Annotated in this window: 15 protein-coding genes; 4 read left to right on the forward strand and 11 right to left on the reverse strand. The window is 66.8% G+C overall.

The features are described from left to right. Nucleotides 1-433: 433 nt before the first annotated feature. The 4 genes from RVX_RS00575 to RVX_RS00590 all read left to right on the forward strand — a co-directional run bounded on the left by RVX_RS00575 (nucleotide 434) and on the right by RVX_RS00590 (nucleotide 4,348). Nucleotides 434-1,471 carry a permease gene (locus RVX_RS00575; protein ID WP_116307192.1) on the forward strand — a complete coding sequence of 346 codons (1,038 nt, stop codon included), beginning with the start codon at nucleotides 434-436 and terminating at the stop codon, nucleotides 1,469-1,471. Next, a complete protein-coding gene (locus tag RVX_RS00580; RefSeq protein ID WP_116307191.1) occupies nucleotides 1,468-2,688 on the forward strand; it encodes a hypothetical protein in 1,221 nt (406 codons plus the stop codon). Before RVX_RS00575 ends, RVX_RS00580 begins: the two co-directional genes overlap by 4 nt. A gap of 36 nt (nucleotides 2,689-2,724) precedes the next feature. Then, nucleotides 2,725-3,060 (forward strand): DUF6980 family protein, encoded by a 336-nt coding sequence (locus RVX_RS00585; RefSeq protein WP_147307535.1) that lies wholly within the window; start codon nucleotides 2,725-2,727, stop codon nucleotides 3,058-3,060. Between the two features lie 418 nt (nucleotides 3,061-3,478). Then, nucleotides 3,479-4,348: a formyltransferase family protein gene (locus tag RVX_RS00590; protein ID WP_007525642.1), complete on the forward strand. Its 870-nt coding sequence runs from the start codon at nucleotides 3,479-3,481 to the stop codon at nucleotides 4,346-4,348. Here RVX_RS00590 and RVX_RS00595 read toward each other — a convergent pair. From RVX_RS00595 to RVX_RS00645, 11 genes are all read right to left on the reverse strand, one after another. Then, complete coding sequence (locus RVX_RS00595) at nucleotides 4,329-6,866, reverse strand: MFS transporter (RefSeq protein WP_420192391.1); 2,538 nt, start codon at nucleotides 6,864-6,866, stop codon at nucleotides 4,329-4,331. The genes RVX_RS00590 and RVX_RS00595 overlap by 20 nt on opposite strands. Before the next feature lie 49 nt (nucleotides 6,867-6,915). Beyond that, on the reverse strand, nucleotides 6,916-8,214 hold the full coding sequence (locus RVX_RS00600) for an ABC transporter substrate binding protein (RefSeq protein WP_116307188.1): 1,299 nt from the start codon (nucleotides 8,212-8,214) through the stop codon (nucleotides 6,916-6,918). A 31-nt stretch (nucleotides 8,215-8,245) separates the two neighbouring features. Beyond that, complete coding sequence (locus RVX_RS00605) at nucleotides 8,246-8,413, reverse strand: hypothetical protein (protein ID WP_172596628.1); 168 nt, start codon at nucleotides 8,411-8,413, stop codon at nucleotides 8,246-8,248. A 12-nt stretch (nucleotides 8,414-8,425) separates the two neighbouring features. Continuing rightward, nucleotides 8,426-9,562, reverse strand: a complete 1,137-nt coding sequence (locus RVX_RS00610; protein WP_116307187.1) for a prohibitin family protein — start codon at nucleotides 9,560-9,562, stop codon at nucleotides 8,426-8,428. Then, nucleotides 9,559-10,080 carry a hypothetical protein gene (locus RVX_RS00615; RefSeq protein ID WP_116307186.1) on the reverse strand — a complete coding sequence of 174 codons (522 nt, stop codon included), beginning with the start codon at nucleotides 10,078-10,080 and terminating at the stop codon, nucleotides 9,559-9,561. The genes RVX_RS00610 and RVX_RS00615 overlap by 4 nt, the downstream gene beginning before the upstream one ends. Further along, complete coding sequence (locus RVX_RS00620) at nucleotides 10,077-11,759, reverse strand: cyclic peptide export ABC transporter (protein ID WP_116307185.1); 1,683 nt, start codon at nucleotides 11,757-11,759, stop codon at nucleotides 10,077-10,079. Before RVX_RS00620 ends, RVX_RS00615 begins: the two co-directional genes overlap by 4 nt. Nucleotides 11,760-11,932: 173 nt before the next feature. Further along, nucleotides 11,933-12,553 (reverse strand): YcjF family protein, encoded by a 621-nt coding sequence (locus RVX_RS00625; protein WP_050804024.1) that lies wholly within the window; start codon nucleotides 12,551-12,553, stop codon nucleotides 11,933-11,935. A gap of 41 nt (nucleotides 12,554-12,594) precedes the next feature. Further along, nucleotides 12,595-13,695, reverse strand: coding sequence for an ABC transporter substrate binding protein (locus RVX_RS00630; protein WP_172596627.1), 1,101 nt, complete (start codon nucleotides 13,693-13,695; stop codon nucleotides 12,595-12,597). A 220-nt stretch (nucleotides 13,696-13,915) separates the two neighbouring features. Further along, the gene (locus RVX_RS00635) at nucleotides 13,916-14,743 is read right to left on the reverse strand and encodes a 4'-phosphopantetheinyl transferase family protein (protein WP_116307182.1); all 828 of its coding nucleotides are present in this window, start codon (nucleotides 14,741-14,743) and stop codon (nucleotides 13,916-13,918) included. A 1-nt stretch (nucleotide 14,744) separates the two neighbouring features. Continuing rightward, on the reverse strand, nucleotides 14,745-15,476 hold the full coding sequence (locus RVX_RS00640) for a thioesterase II family protein (RefSeq protein ID WP_172596626.1): 732 nt from the start codon (nucleotides 15,474-15,476) through the stop codon (nucleotides 14,745-14,747). An 86-nt stretch (nucleotides 15,477-15,562) separates the two neighbouring features. Beyond that, a complete protein-coding gene (locus tag RVX_RS00645) occupies nucleotides 15,563-16,699 on the reverse strand; it encodes a KamA family radical SAM protein (protein ID WP_116307180.1) in 1,137 nt (378 codons plus the stop codon). Nucleotide 16,700 lies beyond the last annotated feature (1 nt).

Raw genomic sequence — 16,700 nt, forward strand, 5'->3', positions numbered from 1 at the left:
ATAATAACTATGAATTTTAAATAATTATTGCGCGTAAGGGTGGGTGCTCAGGCCAGCGTGGAGATTGCGCGGGGATATTTGCCCGTCTTCATAGCATGTTCAGGATGGAATGGACATATGAATCAGGTGTAAAATCAGCACGACGCCACGGCTTGCCCGGGGCATGCGGTTGCCCGGAGCGCAGCAAGGACCGGAACGGGCGCCAGGATGCAACCCGGTTGCATTCGTATGCGGCGCGCGGTATGCGGGCGTGGCGGCGCACGGTGGCCCTGGTCCGTCCCCGTTTGGTTCGGTCCGGCTGCCGGGCCCGGCCGACCTTGCCCGGCCCGTGGCGTCGTGCCGGTTTCGGCCATTCGGGACAGTTGCCGCCGTTTCACCTGCCGCAACAGCACACCATTTCATCCAGCGCACCATTCCCCACCCACACCATTTCATGGACGCACGCCTCATCCATCTCGCCCAGACCGCCCTCGCCGTGTTTCTCGAAGCCCTGCCCTTCCTGGTGCTGGGTTCGCTGGTGTCCGCCTGCATGGAGGTGTTCGTGCCGCGCGCCTGGGTGGAGCGGCGGGCGCCCAAATCGCTGCCGGGGGCGCTGGCCTTCGGCGTGGCGCTGGGCACGGTGCTGCCCACCTGCGAATGCGGGGTGGTGCCCGTGGTGCGGCGCATGCTGTCCAAGGGAGTGCCGGTGCCCGCCGCCGTGGCCTACATGCTGGCCGCGCCGGTGGTGAACCCGGTGGTCATGGTGTCCACCTGGGTGGCCTTTCGCGGCGACATGACCATGACAGCGCTGCGCGCGGCGGTGGTGGCCGCCACGGCGGTGGCGGTGGGCATTTCCGTGCGCCGCATGGCCGTGGGCGAGGCCGTGCGTCCCGATGCGGGGAGCGCCGCGCACCTTTGCGGGTGCGGCTGCGTCCATGACCACGCTGCCGAGCACTATGCGCCAACGAGCCCGGCCGCGCCGCTGCTGCCGCGTTTTGGCGAGGTGCTGGCCGCGGGCATGGCCTCCGTTTCCGCCGGGGGAGAACAGGCCGCGCCTGTCCCCGCCGCCCCGGCATCCCGCGCGGCGCAATGGCACGGGGTGGCCCGGCACATGACCGCAGACCTGCTGGACGCCTGCGCCTGGCTGCTGCCCGGCGCGCTGGCCGCCGCCACGTTTCGGGCGTTCACCCCGCCCGAGGCGCTCTTTTTGTTCATGGACACCCCGGCCCTGGCCATTCCGGCCATGATGGGCCTTGCCGTGCTGCTCAGCGTGTGCTCCGAGGCCGACGCCTTCGTGGCCGCGTCGTTCGTGGGCTTTCCCGCCTCGGCCCGGCTGGCCTTCGTGGCGCTGGGCCCCATGCTGGACCTGAAGCTGATGGCCATGTACGGCGCGGCCTTTCGGCGCGGGCTGGTGCTGCGGCTGGTGGTGCTGCCCACCCTCTGCGTGTGGGCGGCGTGCATGCTGCTTGCCGGGCTGGGGGTGCTGGAATGAACGCGTACCGTCGCGGGTTCCGCCGTCCCCCGGCCGCCGCCCTTGCCGATGCCGCGCTGCTGTGGGGCGTGGCGGCGGTCATTGCCTGGCTGGGCTGGTCGGGCAATTATGGAATGTTCCTGAACCCGCGTTTTCTGTGGCTGAGTCTGCTGGCGGGCGCGGCGCTGGCCGTGCTGGGCGTGGCGGCCCTGCTGCGCGATGATGCCGGGCCCCGCCCCGTGCCGCTGCGCCGGGCGTTGCTGCTGGGGCTTCTGGCGTGCGTGACGCTGACGGCCACGGTGGACTGGTGGGGCGCGGGCGCGGCCATGCCCGGTGCGGTGACGGGCCAGCTTGGCGGCGGGGCGGCGGGCTTGCCGGTAACCGCGAGTCCAACTGGCCCGGCCCGATCCATGCCCCCAGGAACCGCCGTGGGGCCGGACATGCGGCCCGATGCGCGGCCCGATGCACGTTATGACGACCCGGACGCCTTTGCCGGACCGTCTGATGGCTGGGAGGCCACCGGCAAGCCCGGTCCGTTCGATGACGCGCCCGTGGCATCCGGTGGCGAAGACGAACTCGGTCCCCGCGCCACGTATGCGGGCACGGACTACGTGCGCATCAACGTGGCGGAGCTGTTCCTGCTGGAGCGGCGCAACAGGCCGGAAGAACTGGAGGGGCGCTACGTGTTCCGGGGGGCGGTGACCCGCCATGCCGCGCTGGACGCCCGGCAGTCCGTGGCCGTGTTCCGGGTGAGCCTGTACTGCTGCCTTGCCGACGCCACGGCGGGCGGCTTCGTGGTGCGGCCCGGCGCGCAGGAACCCGCCGGAAAGCGCCCGGCGGATGGCGGCGCTGTCTCGTCCGGCTCCGTCACCTCTTCCGCCCCATCCGGTTCTGGCTCATCGGGGGCGGCGCACGCCGCGCAGCCCACGCCCGGGCAGGCGAAACCCGGTGCGGCAGGCACGGCGCAAGCGGCCCCTGCGTGGCCTGTTCCCGCGCAGCCGGTTCCCGCGTCGCGGGACATTCTGGCAGGACTCCGTGACGGCCAATGGGTGGAGGTGTACGGCCGCCTGACCCGCGAAAAGCTGCCCGCCAAACTGGCCCGCCTTGCCCCGCGCGAAGTGTTCTCCGGGTCGCTGAACCCCGGCTGGGTGTTCACGGCGGACGCCATCCGGCTCATCCCGCCGCCCGGCGATCCGTTCATCTTCCAGTGGCGCGAGGCCGAACCCTACCTGTGGTAGGCGAGAAGGAAGGACGTTGTGCATTGCTGTGAACTTATGGATATGTTTCTGGAAGACAGAAGGTTGAATGTGCATTACGATGAAGTGCGGAGGGAGTATTATACAAAACTCAGGGGTAATTCTGCTATTCAACTGTTCGTGTACTGTCCGTGGTGCGGGGTTAAATTGCCAACGCCATTGGGAAGTGTATATTATGGTACATTGCGGGAAATGTTTGGAGATGATGTTGATATAAAAGATATGGATATCCCGGAAGAGTTCAAGACGGATGCGTGGTGGAGAAACAGCAAGGTCGATCTTGAAGCTCTTGCTGAGAAATATGAGAAGGAATGGGAAGAGGAAGTGTCTTTGATACAGATTGCAGGCGCGTGATCTTTTGTGCTGATCGTGGGTGATGCTGTGTAGGGTCGCCCCCACCATGCCCGCGCGGGAGCATGTGATCTCATGTTGCGCCGCTGTACAGAAATAGTGTTTGGATGGTTGTCAATGCCGTGGCCCGGTGCTGTCCAATCCTGGCGCGGGGCGGTTGTTTGAGGATTACTTGGCACGCTTGTGCTCATTTATTCCCCAGTGCTCGGCGAGGCCTTGCCCCTGACGGGAGGCGGCGACGTCTGGCCCGCACGCGGCACGGGAGGATTGAAGCAGGGGGGCGCGCGAATAGGCTACAACTCGGCGGGAAAGGGCGCCCGAAGCTCGAAACCGGGCTGGTCACTTTCCACTTCAATTACAGGCCCGATCGTATTACGGTTCCGCCTCGCCCCGTACGTCACCTCCATCTGAAGGGCTTGCTTTGAAGATCGCCATTTGTACGAAGAAAGACCTGGCGGGCTGCCTTGCCCTGAACAGGTTGCTGGCAGGCATTGCGGACAGGCACGATGTTTTCGTGGTGCTTTCCGACTACGTGCTGGAGGCTGAAAAGGCCAACCCGTACGCCGCATGCTTCGTGGCGCATGAACGCGACATGGTGCTGGAGCGCATCTTTCCCTTTCTGGATGCGCGATACCCCTCCGGTTCTTCCGCCGTGTTCTGCACCTACGCGGGGTTGCAGGCCCGGTACGGCGTTCCCATGGAGTTGTGGGGACCCATGCGCTCACCGCAGGCGCGGGACGCCATGCGGGACATCGCGCCAGATATCATCATATCATGCCGGTACGACTACATATTTCAGGAAGATGTCATAGGGATTCCCAGGCTGGGCACCTATGGGCTGCACCCGGGCGCCCTTCCGGTGCTGCAGGGGTTGTGCAGTCCGTTCCGGGCCATGGAGCGGGGGGATGCCCGGTCGGGGTGCACGCTGTTCCAGCTCGATTCGGGGCTGGACACCGGGCCGGTGGTGGATATCGGCTGGGCTGACGTGGCGTATGAGCGGTCGGTGCTGTGGAATTTCGTGCAGACCTACTTCGCGGGCATCGACACGCTGTTGCGGCACCTGCCCGTGCTGGAGGAAGGCCGCAGACTGCCGACGAAGCCGCAGGACGCATCCCTGCGGCAGTATTTCTCGTACCCCAGCGAGGAAGAATTCCGGGCGTTCGTCGAGCGCGGCGGGCATCTTGTGCTGCCGGGCGACTACCTGGACCTGTTGTCGTGGTTCCTGCCGCAGGGGCTGCGGGACGCGCACCTGCCCGAGTTGGAGCGGCTGGTCAGTTCCCTGGAGTGCTGAACCGCCAGGCCGCGCGAAACAGCAGGGCCAGCACGCAGACCACGCCGCCCACCACCAGCAGCACCTGCGTGGTGCCCATGACCACGGTGGCCAGGCCGAACAGCACCGGCCCCGCAACCTGCCCCAGGCGCTCCAGGGCCCGGTAGATGGACGCGGTCTTCTCCCGCCCCAGGGTCTGCGCCGAGCGCAGCGCAAGGATGCACAGCATGGAGGCCGGGGCCGCGATGCATTGCGACAGCCCCAGGGCCACCACCGCTGCCGCCGTTCCGGCCAGGCCGGAGGCGGTGGCGGCCAGCAGCAGCGACACTCCCGACAGCAGGCCCGCAAGCATGAGGAACAGGGGTTTGTCCTTCGTGCGGTCTATCCATTTGCCCAGCAACGGCCCGGCGGTAATGAAGCACAGGCCGTACAGCATGAACACCCGGCCGATGTCCGATTGCTCCACCCTGGCGTTGGCCAGGGTGAGCGGCAGCAGATAATGGAGAAAGCCCGTCAGGCAGATGGCCACAGGAATGCCGACGAGCAGCAGCATCAGGTGCATGCGCGGGTCTTTCAGCAGGGTCAGGCTGCCGGTAAAGGGTGACGTGCCCACGCCCCCCGTCGGGGCGGGTGGGGCCTTCGCCGCGCCGTCCGCCGCCATCCCGTGGGGCGCTGCCGCCCCGCCAGCGGCACCGTGCGCATCCGCCCCGGAACCCCTGCCGAACAGGATGGCGCGGATGGCGAACAGCGTCACCACGCCGGCCATGGTGAGCACCGATTCGTAGCGCATGTGTTCCGCCAGCATGGCCCCGGCCGCCGATCCGCAGATGCTGCCGGAAAAGATGCCCGCGAACACGCTGGCCAGCCCGGCCCCGGCCTGGGCGTGCTCCAGCGTGCCGATCTGCGAGGCCATGAGCACCAGCCCGAAGCCGAACCCGGTGACCACCCGCGCCAGGATCAGCATGGGCAGGCCCGTGGCCATCCCCCCCAGCAGCAGCCCCGCCGCAGCCGCCACGGCCCCCAGCATGTAGGCCCTGTGCCATCCGTACCGCTGCGAGAAACTGCCGGAAATGAGCAGGGCCACACCGGCGCTGATCATTTCCGCAGAGATGGGAAGGCCGATGACCACCTTCTCCGAAAGACCCCACAAGGGCTGGTACAGCTTGCGGGCCAGCAGCGGGATGAAGGATATGCCCATGTCGTACCCGAGAAAGAACACGAAGCCGCCCACCCGCAACGCCTGAGCGGCCTGGGGAAGCCGTTGCGAGGCCCCTTCGGCGGCGGAAGGGGCGTCCGCCTCCGCTCCCAGGCTGCGCCGCGCGATGAGCCCCAGCAGTTTGGCCAGTTCCAGCAGAAGCAAGAAGCTGATGACCAGTGACGTCCCCAGGTCGATGGCCAGCTTGGCGACGCGGCTGGTGATGACCTGCGGGTCCAGGTCCAGCCGAAGGCGCATGACCTCCTGACGCTGCCGGAAGCGGCTGGGCCAGTACCTGTCCAGCGGTTCTTCCACGGAAAGGGTCGCGTCCGTGGCGCCCGGCGTGTGGGGCGCGCCCTGTGCGCCCTGTGTCTTGGACGGCCTGCCCGCGGCGGCCAGCGGTGTGCCGTCAGGGGCCAGCAGTGCCGCGCCCCGCAACTCCTCGTTGTCCGCCACCAGTTGCGCCAGCAGCTGCTCCTTCCCCTTCAGTTGGGTGACGTCCACGCCCTTGTGGATGAGATATTCAACGTCGCGCCCCACCGATTGTGCGAGAATGGCGGCCTTGGTGCGCACGGCCTGCTCGACGAATCCGTCGAACAGGACGAGCGCGCCGCAGGAATAGGCCAGCTGCGTGCCGCCCACGATGACCAGCAGCAGCCTGCCCAGCGAGGCGTGCAGGCGGGTACGTGCTTCCGCCGTGCCGGTGAGCAGGCCGAGCCACCCGGGCAGGATCAGGCCCACGACGATGCACGCCCCCAGCACCAGAAAGCCCGACCAGCGCAGAAAGCCGCGCGTGGCGGCGTCCACCTGCGCGCTTTCGATCTCCATGGCCACCCACCCGGCCAGGGCGTTGTGCTGCAAGGGGATGAGGACGCGGTAGCCCGTGGGCGTCTTGCGGGGCTTTGGGGGGGAGTCTGTCGTATCCTTCGAGTCAGCCGAATCGGGCGAATCGGGCGAACGGGACGCACCCTGGGATGCGCCTGCGGCGGAAAGTTGTTCCAGGTCGGCGGCCCCCTCGCGAACCGCCGAAGCCGACGTGCCAGCATCGTCTTTCGCGTCGGGCGCGGGCAGGGCGTACAGCCGCGCGCCGCGCGCGTCGAACACCTCGACGCTGTGGATGCCCCGCACGCCGTGCCGCAACTCCGCCAGCATGTCCTCCATGCCCGCGTACGCGCCAAGGGGCTTTCCGAAACGCATTCCCCGCTCGATGCTCCGGGCCAGATGCTCGCCGCAACTGCGGTAGCCGGAGAGGATCGAGTCGGCGGCCAGCGAATCCAGCGTGGAGGAAGAGAGCAGCACGTTGAACCCAAGGGTGAGCACCAGCACCCCCAGGGACAGAAGCATCGTATTCACGCGCAGCCGTTGTATGGCGCTGATGTGCAAGGCGCTTCTCCTACCGCGTGTCGGAAGGGGCCGGGCGGGTTATGGTTTCGTGCAGTTCGTCCGCCGCCACCAGTACGTCGAAGGGAAACTCGAAGCCGATGGCCTTGGCCGTGGCCAGGTTCAGGGCGATGGAAGGCTCGGACTTGTCCTGCATGGACAGCGCGCGGGGCGAGCCGCCGGTGAGGATGGAGCGCGCCTGGCGCGCATGAAATTCTCCGATGGGCTCGAAATCCCAGGTGGAAAACCCCATCAGCGCCCCGGCCTTCACGTATTCGGAGCCGTCCCTGGCAAAGGTGGGCAGCTTCCAGGCGGCAAGCGTGTCCAGCAGGGGGGCAAGGCCGTCGCCCCCGATGTCGAAACAGTTGAGCGGGCCGATGAAGAAGGCGTCCATGCCTTGCTCACGCAGCGCTTCAAGCCCCTTGCGGCATTCGTCCGGCGTTTCGGCGGAAGAAAGCCCGCCGTACCGGACAAGCGAGAACCCCAGTTCCGAGGCGATGGCCTCTGCGTCGCCCAGGGCCGCATACACCCGTCCCTCGGGGGTGTCCGGGTACATGACGCCCATCTTCCGAAAGCGGACCACGTCGTGGAACACCCGGAACATGGAGGACCACCGGTCCACCGTGACGCGGGTGGTAAGGTTGTCCACCCCGGAATCCTGCGCGTTCTTGACCACCCCGGCGGCGACCGGGTCGGCCATGCCCATGCCGATGATGGGCGTGCGCCCGTCGTTGGCGGCAAGCAGCGCCTTGACGGCGGCCGTGCCCATGCCCACCACCAGGTCCAGGTCCTTGCGCCGCATCAGTTCGGCCGCCTTTTCCGGCAGGGTGCGCATGTTCTCCGGCTCCCAGCCGGGGCTGAACCGGGCATCCTGGGGAAATTCGCAGCGCAGGCCGCCTTCGCGGGCCATGGCGGCGCGAAAGGCGTCCCATGTCCGCGTGTACAGCCAGAACGGCCCGGCTTCGAGGTAGCCGATGCGCTTGGCGGCGGGCTGGGCATGCGCCGTGGCGCACCCCGTTCCCCACAGCGCGGCGGAGAGCAGCAGGGCGACCATGGCCGCCAGCAGGTGGTGGATGAATCCGGTGATGTGCGCCCTTGCGGAAGGGGGGACCGGCATGCGCCTTGGCGGGCGCGCGGGCGCGGCGGGGAGCGGGGCGGGGGGGCGCGAAGGAAGGGCGGCGCGGCGCACCCGCGTGGCGCGCGCGACGGCCATGCGGCAGCCCACGGGCGGCTGCGCCGTGGCTGCCCCGGCCGTCGTTGCGCAGCTGGCCGCACGATTGCGGGGGGTATGTGCGGCCCGGTCCTCGTTCATGGTTCCTGCCTGCGCCGTTTCGGGCGGGTGGCTATTGGGGCTTGGCGGGCTTGCCGGATGCGGCGATGACCAGCAGAAGGCCCACGACCGGCGTGAGCAGCATGCTAGCGAAGAAGTTGCCCCAGAAGCCGAAGCGGGTGTGCATGCCAAACAGGCCGACAAGCAGGCTGAAGCCTAGAAGAAGAGCGAATAGTTGCATGATCGCCTCTCGTTATTGTTTGGGCGTTTGCACTTGGGGCGGGTTCAGCAGGGTTTTGTCCAGGCGCTTGATGTAGTCCATGATGCTTTCGTCGGGAGCCCGCAGGCCAATCCCCTCCGGCGCGGAGGACGCGGGCGGCGTGCCCTGCGATGCTTCCTGCTGTGCTGCCTGGGGCGCGGCCTGTGATGCGGCCTTGGTGGAAGCTTCGCTCTCCGGCACGGACTTGGCGGGCGCCTTGGCCGTGGCGGCCGGCGCGGGCTCCGTTCCATCGGCGGGGGCCGAGGACGAGGCGGGCGCGGCCTGCGATTCGGTGTTCAGGATGAGCGGCAGCCCGTCCCTGCCGCCCACCACCACGATCTTGGCATTGGGCGAGGCCGCCAGGTCCCTGGTGGCGCGGATGCCTTCGTGGCGCAGGAAGTTCGGCGTCATGTTCTTGTTGACCAGTTCCTGGTACAGCTGGATTCCCTGCCCTTCGATGGCCTTGCGCTTTGCCTCCTGCGTGGCTTCGAGCAGCAGGTAGTTGTAGCGCAGGTAGTTCTGCTCTGCGACCAGCTTGTCTTCGATGGCCTTGCGCAGCACTTCTGGCAGGGTGATGCTTTTCACCACGAAACCGTGGATCATGATGGGAATGCGGCCCATTTCCTCTATGGCGTCCACAAGCATCTGATCCTGCAATTCCTGCCGCGCGGTGGAATACAGGTCGTTGGGGCGGTAGCCGCTGATGGTCTGGCGCACGGCGGAGGTCATGATGGGAATGACGATCTTGTTGCGGTAGTTGGGGCCGATGTTCTGGTGCAGGGTGGGCAGCCTGTCGCGGATGATCTGGTGCCGCAGGGAAACCTGCACGTTGATGGTCAGGCCGTCCACGGTCAGCACGTCGATGTTCTGCGTTTCTTCCTGCACGCGCACGTCGTAGACGTACATGATGTCCCAGGGCTGGATGACGCGGATGCCTTCCTCGTAGGTCCTGTCCAGCACGGTGCCGCCGAAGAAGCGCGAATACAGCACGCCGAGTTCGCCGGGCCGTATGCTTATGACCATGTTCGGCCACAGGAAGATGATCAGCAGCGTCACGACGACGCCAATGCACACGAGCCTGACGCGGTTCCGGCGCACCATGTTGCGCAGATCGGTGAAGATTCTGTTCATTGATCCAACCGGTAGGTTTGTTGTGTGTACTGGGCTGCGCCGCGCCAGAAGACATCAAGCGTGTAGTCTATGCACTGCCGTTCGAACTGGATGCAGCGCTCCTTGTCGTTTTCCGTCTGCCCCATGCACAGGTTGTGCAGTATGGGGCACATGCCGACGTGCGCGGCGAATTCGCCAAGGCTCGGGCGCGACCGCACGGACTCGCGGGCAAGGCGCACGACCTTCTTGGTGTAGGCATTGTTGCAGATGTGGATGCGCTGCGAGTATTCGTGGTAGTCCTCGTAGCACTTCAGCCTGCTGCGGATGGCTTCCTCGTTGCCCCTGGCGTTCACCACCGAGGGAATGGTCTCGCTGACCTTCCTGTACAGTTCGCGCACGAGGTTGATGTTCGAATTCCCGCGCAGGTCCTTGGCCAGCGAGGCCAGCGGGGTCAGCGATGCCAGCCCGGCCAGGGCGAGGCAGAGGCAGAGGCAGAGCGCGGCCGCCAGCGCGCGCGTGCGTGGCTTACGCGGCTTCATGCCGTCCCTCCCGCGCCTTCCGCCGTATCGGCGAAGGCGCCTTCGCGCATGGTCAGCACCCTGTCCGCGATGTGGAAGTATCTGTCGTCATGCGAAATGGCCAGCACGGTCCCCCCCTGCCTGGTGAGGCCCGGCAGCAGTTCCTCGTAGAAGAATTTCCGGAACGCGGGGTCGAAGTCCGCCGCCACCTCGTCGAACAGGTACACCTCGCGTCCCTCCAGCAGGGCGCAGGCCAGGGCAAGCCGCTTGCGCTGCCCGGCGGACAGGTCCAGCGTGGAGAAAGAGCCGTCCTCGCGCAGGTGCACCTTGGTTTCCATGCGCATGGTGCGCAGCACCTCGTGCAGGCGCTCCGCCGTGACGTGCAGGCCGAGCGGTCGCGGGAACAGGTGGTAGTCCGTGGGCACCACGGTGAACAGGTTGCGGTAGGCCTCCATGTGCATGTCCGACACCAGCGCGCCGTTCAGGTGGATGTCGCCCGTCTGCGGGGCGTACAGGCCCGAAAGCACCTTCATGAACGTGGACTTGCCGGAACCGTTGCCCCCCCGGATGAACACCAGTTCACCCCTGCCCAGCGTGAATTCGTCCACCTGGATGCCGAAGACCCGCATGCCGTTGGGGTCGCGGTAGTCGAAGCGCACGTCGCGCATGTCCAGCGATTCGAAGCCCGGCACCTCGGGGTCGGCATGCTGCCAGCGCGTCTCCACGCCCTGCCGCTCGAAGGGTTCGGTCACGGCGTCCAGCCGGGCCTCCACGCTGGCCAGTTCCTGCAGGTTCATCTCCACCTTGGTCATCATGGGCACGGTGGTGACCAGGCTGATCAGCGGGCTTAAGCTGAACATGCACAGCACGAGCAGGGTGGAGGTTTCGTCCGCTTCAAGGCCCAGAAAGCCGGGCATGAGGAACAGCACCAGCCCCAGGATGAGCAGGTTGAACATGGCGAAGAACGAGATGCCCAGGGCGTGCCGCTGCTCGGTCAGGGCCCGCGCGTCCGAGGCGGCGTCCAGCCCGGGAATGATCTGGCCCGCGAAGAGGTCCGTGGTCTTGGGCTTGTGCACCTTCAGTTGCTGCAACCCGTCGTGCAGGTCGCGCAGGCTGCCGCTGAAGCGCATGTCGGCCTGCATGGCCGGGCCCATCTGGGCCTGCACGCTGTTGATCAGGCGCAGGAACACCACCAGCCCCATGGTCATGAAGGCCAGCACCCCCAGGGTGCCCGCCAGCGAGACGGTGGCCATCTTGACGCAGGCCACCACGATCATGACCGTATTGGCGGCAGCGGCCACGAGCATGCGCGCGGCCTCCACCACCATGTCCCGCCCGTCCAGCAGCGCGGCCTGGATGCGCCCCTTGTCCAGCTTTTCGTATTCCAGCAGCGAGATGCCGCGCAGCTTGGTGGCGATGCGCATGCGCCATTCCATGATGCCGCGCAGGGCGATCTGCGCCGAACGGCCCGTTATGTACCGGAAGAGGAAATAGAACGACGCCAGGCAGACGAGAAAGCCCAGAAACGTGTGGAAGCGTATGCCGTCGCCGGAAAGCTGTTCCAGCCCCTGCAGGACGGTGAACACGGCAAGGCCCTGCATCACACCCGAGGCCAGGCACGCGGCGACGAGCTTCGTGCCCCCGTCGCCGGCGTGCGTCCAGAGCAGCTTCAGAAAGTGCGATTCCTTCAGTTGCAGCATGAAGTTCGTGCGCCTTGGGGTTCAGGTGTGTGCCGAGCGGCGGCTCGCCGTCTGGCCCGTTGCACCGGTGTGGCCTGTCCGGCGTGCCCGGGCTGGCGGACAATACGGAAAAACCACTGGAAGAGCACAGGGTCGGCCCTTCCAGTGTTCTTTCAGAAGCCCGTCTGAAAACGCTATGCGGGCGTGGCGGCCTGCGCTTCGGCCTTGGGGGCTTCCGCGTCGGCCGGGGCGTCCTTGCTGATCTTCTGCTTCATGCGGGCGACCAGGCCCTTGCCTTCTTCCATCTTGGTCTTGAAGTAGGCCTTGGCCTCCTGCGCGTCGAAGTTCTTGAGGGTGCCGCCGTTCCGGAAGTGGCGGTCGAACACCCAGCCCAGCGCATAGGTGGAGGCCCCGCCCATGATGCTGATGGTGGCCGCGCCCGCCGTGTAGCCGATGAGCGGTATGCTCTTGAGCAGCGAGGCCGCCAGCGGCACGCTGGCCGTGGTCAGCACGCCGCCGCACAGCGAGGAGATGATGGACTTCACGCGCTCCTTCTTGAACTCCACCCCGTGCGCCTTGGACAGGGCGTGGATCATTTCCAGTTGCACGGCGGTAAGCCCCGCGAAGTCCACCAGGGGCACGGGAATGAAGCCGATGCCGATGGCCGCGTACACCCGCTTGCGGATGATCGCGTCGATGTCCGACTCGCCGGGGCAGCCGCAGGCGGGGGCTTCCACCGCTTCGGCGGTTTCGGCCGACAGGGCTTCCTGCCCTTCAACGCCATCAGTCTGGGCATCCATGGTCTTTTTCGCCATTGTCGTCGCCTCGTAGTGATTGGTTGCAGGGTTCATGGAAATCATCGGGGCATGGTCGCATTGTGGCTGCCCGCCAGCGTGGCGTCGAAAATCTCGTCGGACGAGATGAGCAGCAGCAGCGGAATGTCCATGCCAAGGTTGTTCGCTGTGACGAGATTGAGGGTGATCTTGGGGGTGTAGGCTTCTCTTTCCAGTTCCGCGCCGGGGGGCAGCAGCCCCAGTTGCCGGGCCATGCGGTCCGCGTAGAACCGGCCCAGCGGCACGTAGTCCAGGGTGGAAAGCCCCATCAGCGCCCCGCGCCGCACATGCACGCTGCCGTCGCGGGCAAAGGTGCGGATGCCGCGGCTGGCCAGGACGTCGAACATGGGTTGCGGGTTTGCCTGGGTCCAGTCGAAGCAGTTGAGGGCCGAGATGTAGAAGGCGTCGATGCCTTGCCGCAGCAACTGGTCCACCCCCTGCGTGCAGGTGGCGATGCTTTCCGCCTTGTCCAGGTGGGGGTATTCCACGAGGGTGAAGCCCCGTTCCCGCGCCACCTCGCGCGCCTCGTGCACGTTGGAGTAGGAGAGGCCTTCCGGGCTGTCGTGGTACATGATGCCCAGCCGCTTGAAGGGCAGCGCCTCGTGGAACAGCGCGAAGACCTTGTACCACTTGTCCTTGACGTAATGGATGGTGAGGTTGGGGGCGGTCTTGCCCGTCCGCGCATCCACGATGCCCGCGCTCACGGGGTCGGCCACGTCGATGGACATGATGGGCGTCCTGCCGTTGTTCTCGGCGAGCAGCGCCTTGGTGGCGGCGGTGCCCATGCCGAGGATCACGTCCACGGAAGGGTCGTTCATCAGCCTGCGGGCCGCGTCCCGATATGCGCTCTCCGGGGCGTCCCAGCCGGGGCTGATGTGCAGGGCCTCGGGAAAGGCCACGTGTTGCAGCACCCCCCGCTCCTTGAGCGCGGTGATGACCTGCTGGCGGATAAGGGAAAACTCCCAGTACGGTCCGGCCTCGAAGTAGGCCGCCGTCTTTTTCGGCGGCTCGCTCCGGGGCTCCGTGGCGCTGGCGGCGTGGGCCGTCCGTGCGGCGGTGCACAGCATGGCCGCGCAGAAGAAAAGTGCTGCGGCATGAAAAAGGGCGCTGAAGGACCTGCTCATGGACGTATACGTTCCCCATTGCAATTGCATGTCGCGGCACGCAAGGCTTGCATATAGGTTAACAGGGCAAAAGCGTTATCGTCTACACCTAGTTAGGGCCGATTGAGCCTGCGGATGCATCTGCCCGACACCCCCATGGGCGGCATGACATGCGCCCCGTGCGCCCCGTGCGCCCCGTGCGCCTGTCGCGCACCGGGGGCGGTGCGGCAGCGCGCACGCTTCACGCACCGCATTCCCCGACGTTTTCCAGAAGAACCGCCGCAACGCGCAGGTGTGGTGCGCTGGCCGCCACGCTGCACTGGTAGCCCGGCCCCACGTCGATGTCGCGGGTGGTCCACGCCGCGCACTCCCGTTCCCATCCGGCGGGCCAGGCGGGCCGGGCGGGCCGGGCGGCCTGGTCGTGCCCGGCGGCGTTCGGCAGCGAAACCAGCCACTCCTGCGCGTCGCGTTCCGTGCGCACCTGAAAGCCGTGCAGCGGCAGGCTCAACCCCCTGCCCAGCGCCTTGAGCACGGCCTCCTTCCGCGTCCAGCAGCGGTAGAAGGCCTCGGTGCGCTCCGGGTCGGACAGACTGCGGACCAGCCGGCATTCCTGCGGGTGCAGTTGCGCCGCAAGCTCCGCAATGTCCGGGATGGGCCGCGTCTGCTCCACGTCCATGCCCACGGCCCCCTTCTGGCAGAACGCCGCCCACACCATGTCGCCGGAATGCGTAATGGAAAAATCGATGGCGTTCCGCGCCGGGGGAGCGCCCAGCCCGTCTGGCGGACAGGTGGGCTTTCCCCATGGCGTGCGGGGAAAATCCGTTGTCCATGCGCCCCCTTGGGCGGCCCACAGCATGCGCCGCACAAGGGCTCTGCCCACCAGGTGCCGGGCCGCGTCCAGCGCGTGCACGAAGCGCCCGGCGTGGGTGCGTTCCCGCGCCGTGGTGAAGGGCATCGCCGCCTTGATCCACGCGGTGGCGTCTCCGGAAAGCCGCACCCCCACGCAGGTGAGCGTGGCGTCGTTCACCGCTGGGAGGGGGTACGCGGAAAATGCCCGGGGGTCCGCCATGTCACGCCGCCGCCTCGCAGGCCCGTGCGATGCGGTCCGCCAGGGTTTCCCAGTGGTTGCGCAGGTAGAAATGGTCGCCCTGAAAGATGCGGATGCGCAGTTCCTTCGTGGTCAGGCGTTGCCACTGGCGGGCCATGTCGTCGGTAATGACGTCCTGGTGCCCCCGGAACACGGTGATGGGCACGGGCAGCGGTTTCATGGGCGCTGGCAGCCAGTCTTCCAGCGCGGTGATGTCGGCCCGCAGGACCGGTTCCAGATATCGGCGAAATTCGTCCGATGCGGCGATGTCTTGCGGTATGCCGCCCATGTCCACCACGCTTTCCCAGAGCTGGCGGGGCGACAGTGACGCCATCGGGGGGATCGGGGGGCGTTCCTGGCAGCCCGGGGCCGAGGCGGCGGAGATGAACAGCGCCCTGGGCAGCGGCACGCCGCTTTCCCGCGCCCGCACCGCGCACTGCAGGGCCAGCAGCGCGCCCATGCTGTGGCCGAACAGGGCATAGGGAGCGGTTTGCGCCACGGGCCGGATGTGGTGGAAAAGGTCTTGCGTCAGCGCCTCCATGCTGGTGTGCGGCGCTTCGCGAAGGCGGCGGCCCCTGCCGGGCAGTTCCAGGGGGCGGAAGGCGACCGTGGCGGGCAGGCACTGGCCGAGCCGGGTGTAATAGGCGGCGCTGCCCCCTGCGTGGGGAATGCAGAACAGCGTGGTGGGTCCCCGCCTGGTCGCGGCGTCCTCCACGGGGTGCCCTGGCCGGGTCCCGACAGTCGGGCTTTCGAAGGGGGGGGCTGCCCCGTCGCTACCCGGTGAATGCGGCCCGCGCCCGTTCACAGCGTCACCCACCCGGCGTTGTCGTCCAGTTGCTGCATGATGATGCGCGAGGCCTGGTCGTCGTGCCCGGAGCGGGCGTGCAACTGCTTGAGCACGATATTGTCCCCGACCATGCCGCAGATTTCGAGTTTTCCGACGTCATGGCCGATGATGTACTTGAAGCGCTTGCCGTAGCCGTTCAGCCGCGCCCTTGCCGCGTCCACGATGTCGACGCCCTGCTTCAGGGGAATCTGGAAGTGGTGGCGCACGCGGGATACGGGCATGCACTGGTACAGGTAGTACGGGTTGACCCCGATGCCGAGCAGGCCGTTCATCAGCGCCACGATGTCTTCGGCGGTGTCGTTGACCCCGCGCAGCAGCACCGCCTGGTTGTTCACGGTGGCGCCGCAGAGCCGCAGCCGCCGGATGGCTTCGGTGGCGGTGGGCGTTATCTCGCGCACATGGTTGAAATGCGTGGCGATGTACAGTGCCTTGCGCTCGCCGAACTCGCGCAGCAGGTCGATCAGCCCGTCATCGAACAGCCGCAGCGGATAGGTTACCGGGGTGCGCGAGCCGATCCGCACGAAGTCCACGTGTTCGATGTCCGCCAGGCCCGTCAGCATGGTGCGCAGGGCGGCGGTGGACAGCATCAGGGGGTCGCCGCCGGACAGGATGACGTTGTTTATCTCCGGGTGGTCGGCAATGTAGCGCAGCGCGCCGGCGAAATCCCTGGGGGGGTGGCCGTCTGGTTTTCCCACCATGCGCCTGCGAAAGCAGTGGCGGCAGTACATGGCGCAGCATTCGGTGACGACCAGCAGCGCCGTGTAATCGTACTTGTGCAGGACGCCGTTGCCCTTGTCGTGCTTGTCGTCCCCGTAGGGGTCGGCCGTGGTTTCCCCCATGGCGCCGGCCACGACGAGTTCCTCGGCGCTGGGAAAGCACATGCGGCGGATGGGGTCGTCGGGGTTCGTCCTGTCGATGAGGCTCAGGTAATATCGGGGAACATTTACGGGGTGTACGTGTGCGACTTCGCGCAGCGCCATCTCCTCGTCTGGTCCGAAGGACGCATATTCCTTGAGCTGGTCAATGGTTACGACATTGTTGGCGAGCTCTTTCTTCCAATCGAGCCGCGACCAATCCGTTTCACCATTCATT

The organism is Nitratidesulfovibrio sp. HK-II, from assembly GCF_003402415.2.
Lineage (GTDB): Bacteria > Desulfobacterota > Desulfovibrionia > Desulfovibrionales > Desulfovibrionaceae > Cupidesulfovibrio.

Coding starts and splice junctions, on each gene's coding strand:
- RVX_RS00575 (WP_116307192.1), top strand. CDS start 434: ATGGACGCACGCCTCATCCATCTCGCCCAGACCGCCCTCGCCGTGTTT.
- RVX_RS00580 (WP_116307191.1), top strand. CDS start 1,468: ATGAACGCGTACCGTCGCGGGTTCCGCCGTCCCCCGGCCGCCGCCCTT.
- RVX_RS00585 (WP_147307535.1), top strand. CDS start 2,725: ATGGATATGTTTCTGGAAGACAGAAGGTTGAATGTGCATTACGATGAA.
- RVX_RS00595 (WP_420192391.1), bottom strand. CDS start 6,866: ATGCTTCTGTCCCTGGGGGTGCTGGTGCTCACCCTTGGGTTCAACGTG.
- RVX_RS00600 (WP_116307188.1), bottom strand. CDS start 8,214: ATGAACGAGGACCGGGCCGCACATACCCCCCGCAATCGTGCGGCCAGC.
- RVX_RS00605 (WP_172596628.1), bottom strand. CDS start 8,413: ATGCAACTATTCGCTCTTCTTCTAGGCTTCAGCCTGCTTGTCGGCCTG.
- RVX_RS00610 (WP_116307187.1), bottom strand. CDS start 9,562: ATGAACAGAATCTTCACCGATCTGCGCAACATGGTGCGCCGGAACCGC.
- RVX_RS00615 (WP_116307186.1), bottom strand. CDS start 10,080: ATGAAGCCGCGTAAGCCACGCACGCGCGCGCTGGCGGCCGCGCTCTGC.
- RVX_RS00620 (WP_116307185.1), bottom strand. CDS start 11,759: ATGCTGCAACTGAAGGAATCGCACTTTCTGAAGCTGCTCTGGACGCAC.
- RVX_RS00625 (WP_050804024.1), bottom strand. CDS start 12,553: ATGGCGAAAAAGACCATGGATGCCCAGACTGATGGCGTTGAAGGGCAG.
- RVX_RS00630 (WP_172596627.1), bottom strand. CDS start 13,695: ATGAGCAGGTCCTTCAGCGCCCTTTTTCATGCCGCAGCACTTTTCTTC.
- RVX_RS00635 (WP_116307182.1), bottom strand. CDS start 14,743: ATGGCGGACCCCCGGGCATTTTCCGCGTACCCCCTCCCAGCGGTGAAC.
- RVX_RS00645 (WP_116307180.1), bottom strand. CDS start 16,699: ATGAATGGTGAAACGGATTGGTCGCGGCTCGATTGGAAGAAAGAGCTC.